This is a genomic window from Rhodococcus sp. OK611 (assembly GCF_003050885.1).
Taxonomy (GTDB): Bacteria; Actinomycetota; Actinomycetes; order Mycobacteriales; family Mycobacteriaceae; genus Rhodococcus_G; species Rhodococcus_G oryzae.
The window spans coordinates 1-3855 of the sequence record NZ_QAOZ01000035.1 but is presented as its reverse complement, the minus strand read 5'-3'; the positions used below and the strand labels follow the sequence as shown (position 1 = coordinate 3855).

The window sequence follows — 3855 nt, the reverse complement described above, 5'->3', positions numbered from 1 at the left end:
GTGGTCATGGGTACAACCTTTTGATGTGAGCGGGACTGCCGCGGCCCGCGGTGTGTTGGGGGGTCACTCGTTCCGTGCGAGTTCAGTCACCATAGATGCCCGGTGTGGCGCCTGTCACCCCCAAGGAACAAGATTCTTCTCGTCTGACTGTTATTCGGGCAACTGATCGGGGTCAGATCGGCTCAATTGTCTAAGTTTGCGGGCGAAATTCTGCTCAAGCCTTGTCTTCGCTCCTCCGATCTGGTCATACTGATCCGCACGTCGACCGCCGGGCACCGCGCGGCCGACCTGTTTCCGGGCCCTATGCCGCAGGGCTCCGCACCCGTTCGTTCCGTCCGAGTCACCGTCAATTCGCATGAGCCGCAGGCTCTTTCCGATCACGTGACTAGGAACCCCAATGACAGAGACCGCTTCCACAGAACAACCCGCACCCACGCTGCACAAGACCATGCGGTGGTACGACGGCTTCGCGATGTCGCTGACCATGCCCGCCGCGTTGATCGCCTCGCTCGGTGCGTCGATCGTCGGCCTCGGCGGCTGGGGGGCCGTACTCCTGTGGACCATCTCGATGCTGCTGGCGACGGTGGCCAACTGGATCTACACCGAGCTCGCGGCGATGTTCCCGGACACGTCCGGTGGCATCGCGGCGTACGCGGCGGAGGCATGGAAGGAACGGGCACCGATCGTCGGTCCACTCGCCGCCGTCGGCTACTGGTTCCCCTGGACCACCGCGCTGTCGGTCTACGCCGGCATCATCGGTGCACTCGTGCAGTCCCAGTGGTTCCCTGACCAGGACTGGTCGATCAGTCTCGGGCCGATCGGGCTCGACTTCCCGATCATGGTCGGGCTGATGGTGATCGGAATCCTCTACGTGCTCAACATCGTCGGGGTCCGGATCACGATGACCTTCGTCTACATCACCGGCGGCATCCTGCTGATCCCGCTGGCGGTGTTCATCATCGGGCCGCTGATCACGGGCGGTTTCCACATCTCCGAGCTGACCTGGAATCTGCACGGCATCGAGGGTCTGCGCACCTCCTTGGTCTGGCTTTACGTCATGGCCTGGACCTCGTTCGGCGTCGAGGTCTGCGCGACGTTTGCCCCGGAGTACCGCAACACCGTCTCCGATACGGCGAAGGCGTTGAAGGCCGGCGTGCTCTTCTCGCTCGGCGTCTTCGTGTTGCTGCCCCTCATCCTCACCGGCTACGTCGGCGAGGCCGCGATCGCCGAGGCACCGACGACCTTCTATGTGTCGGCGTTCCAGGATCTCGTCGGTGGCGCCGCAGATGTCATGGTCCTGTTCCTGATCTGCTCGCTGCTGCTGATCATGGTGACCGGTCTCGCGGACGGATCCCGCGTGCTCTACAACATGGGCAAGGAGGGCACGAGTATCCGGCAGGTCGGCGTGCTGAACAGCCGGGGCATCCCCGTCCGGGCCCTGACGGTGGCCCTCGTGGTCAACGTGCTCGTCCTGACCGTGTTGAAGACGCCGCTGGCGATCATCGTCACCGGCAACCTCGGCTACATCCTCGCGCACATCTTCGCCCTGTCCGGCTTCTTCCTGCTCCGTAAGGACCGCCCGGATCTGGCGCGGCCGATCCGCCTGCCCGCGGTCTTCGTTCCGCTTTCCCTCGCGCTGGCCGCCGTCCTCGTGGTGATCCTGGTCGTGGGCGCCACCGGCTTCGAGGTGACCGGATACGGCGGCTTCAAGGAACTCGCTGTCGCGCTCGGTGTGTTGGCGCTGGGTGTCGTGCTCTGGCTGTACCGGCGCAAGGTCCAGGACCGCGGCGAGGTGACTGAGCAGGCGGTTTCGTGAACGCCTATGCCCTGCTGGCGGGGGCGATCGCGTGCGAGATCGTCGCCACCCTCTCGCTCAAGGCCGCCGACGGTTTCAGCCGTCCGCTGCCGTCGATCGTGGTCGTCATCGGGTACGCGGCCAGCTTCACGCTGCTCGGGTTCGCGCTGGCCCGCGGGCTCAACGTCGGGGTCGGGTACGCGATCTGGTCCGGCGTGGGAACGACGGTCGTCGCGATCCTCGGCGTGCTCATCTTTCGGGACACGCTCTCGGCCACCGCGATCGGAGGCATCGTCCTGATCGTCGCCGGGGTGGTGCTGCTCAATATCGGCCACGGCGGGAACCCCGAGGAGTCCGCAAGTCCCGGGGGTGCGTCGGTCGGCGCACCCGTCGGGGCGGCCCCGCACGGCGACGCCTGACGCCACGCCCACGACGCCGTCCCCGCTCGTGCCGGCGTTGCCATACCCCTTCACACAAAGGAACTCACATGTCGCCCATCACCCGTCGCTCGATGCTCGTCGGTTCACTCGGTGTCGCCGCCGCATTCGGTCTCAGTTCCTGCGCGACGTCCTCAGCTCAGTCGTCATCGTCCCCGGGCGCTCGGTACGACGTGATCGTCATCGGCGCCGGGGCGGCGGGGCTGGGGGCAGCCAAGCGGATCCATGAGGCGGGCAAGAAGGTCCTGGTGCTCGAGGCACGGGACCGGATCGGCGGTCGCGTCTGGACGGATCGAACGACCATGAGCATTCCGTTCGAGCGTGGAGCCGAGCTCCTGCACGGCGGTCCGGACATCTCCACGTGGGCCTACGTGACGGATATGGGCTTGGGCACGCACCGCCTCGACCCGAACTACTCCCGCTTCGACCCGCAGTCTCCCTGGGAGGTGCAGGGCTCCGCGCAGTTCTATCGATTCCCGAACGGGGTTCCTGCCGTCGGTCCAACGGCGCCGGCCCCGGCGGACGGCGAGACGGCGGAGGCCTACCTCGCCCGGTTGGGCATTCCGCGCTCGAACTACCCGCTCGCGCTGCTCATCATCGAGGTCGACGACGAGCAGTTCGATGTCTTGCCTGCGGAGAACGTCGTCGACACCCTGCAGGAGTGCCTCGATGTCGAGCGGACCGGCGAGGCACCGGTCGACGACTATGCGGGCGACTTCCGGGTGATCGGCGGCTACGACCAGATCATCCGCGCAATCGGTGAGCGGGTGGAGATCAAGACGAACACCGTCGTCGACACGATCACGCACAGCGCAGGCGGGGTCTCCGTTTCGGCGGGTGGCCGCGACTACGAGGCGGCACGGTGCGTCGTCGCGGTCCCCGCCGGAGTCCTCAAGGCGGGGAGGATCGAGTTCTCGCCCGCCCTCCCGGACACCAAACTCGATGCGATCGAACAGGTTCGGTACCTGTCCGTGTACAAGGCGATCCTCGAATTCTCGCGTCCGGTCATCTCCATGCCGTTCGGGCTGGCCGAAACGTACTCGCTCCGGCCGCCAGTGCTGTGGGACGCGTCCGCCGGTACCCCGGGATTCACGGGACAACTGCTCGTCGCCTGGGCAACCGGTGCTCAGGCCGACGAGTTGCTCGCGCTCCCGGAACACGAGCGTTTCGAGAGGTCGCTCGAGACGGTCCGCAGGCTGGGCGGCGACGCAAACGTCACCTATTCGAAGGCCTCGACCTACGACTGGTCCAAGGACGAGTTCGCGCTCGGCGCCTACCCGGAGAAGTCGGACAAGGTCATCTATGAGCCCGTCAACGGGGTGCTGCATTTCGCGGGGATGGTGACGAGCACCGTCCACAGGTCGCTCAACACGGGTACGGACGCCGCAGACTCCGTCCTTCGGTCGCTCTGATCTGTACCGAAACCTATTGACTCAGTTCACCAATCGAGAGGAATACATGTTTACCGAGTTCGTGAAATCCGGCCCCCGCTCGGGCGCCCGACGTGCCCGTCTGGTCAGCGTGAGCATCGGTGCTGCCGCGGCGGTGGCGATCGGCCTGATGTCGACCGGTGCGGCGCATGCCGACACGTTTGTGCCGCTGCCGGACGGGCAGAAGGCCGGG

General features: G+C 66.0%; 3 protein-coding genes and 1 pseudogene. All 4 read left to right on the top strand.

Going from position 1 to position 3855, the window contains the following annotated elements; translation table 11 throughout:
- Window positions 1–397 precede the first annotated feature (397 nt).
- A complete protein-coding gene (locus C8K38_RS26725) occupies window positions 398–1816 on the top strand; it encodes an APC family permease (protein WP_097214445.1) in 1419 nt (472 codons plus the stop codon).
- Window positions 1813–2214: a DMT family transporter gene (locus C8K38_RS26720; protein ID WP_246045258.1), complete on the top strand. Its 402-nt coding sequence runs from the start codon at window positions 1813–1815 to the stop codon at window positions 2212–2214. The genes C8K38_RS26725 and C8K38_RS26720 overlap by 4 nt, the downstream gene beginning before the upstream one ends.
- Before the next feature lie 68 nt (window positions 2215–2282).
- Window positions 2283–3644 carry a flavin monoamine oxidase family protein gene (locus C8K38_RS26715; RefSeq protein WP_097214444.1) on the top strand — a complete coding sequence of 454 codons (1362 nt, stop codon included), beginning with the start codon at window positions 2283–2285 and terminating at the stop codon, window positions 3642–3644.
- A 16-nt stretch (window positions 3645–3660) separates the two neighbouring features.
- A pseudogene (locus C8K38_RS27960) lies at window positions 3661–3855 on the top strand (hypothetical protein); the annotation flags it as partial.

What these genes read in the sequence shown, in the direction of transcription:
- C8K38_RS26715 (WP_097214444.1), top strand. Translation starts at nt 2,283, where the DNA reads ATGTCGCCCATCACCCGTCGCTCGATGCTCGTCGGTTCACTCGGTGTC.
- C8K38_RS26725 (WP_097214445.1), top strand. Translation starts at nt 398, where the DNA reads ATGACAGAGACCGCTTCCACAGAACAACCCGCACCCACGCTGCACAAG.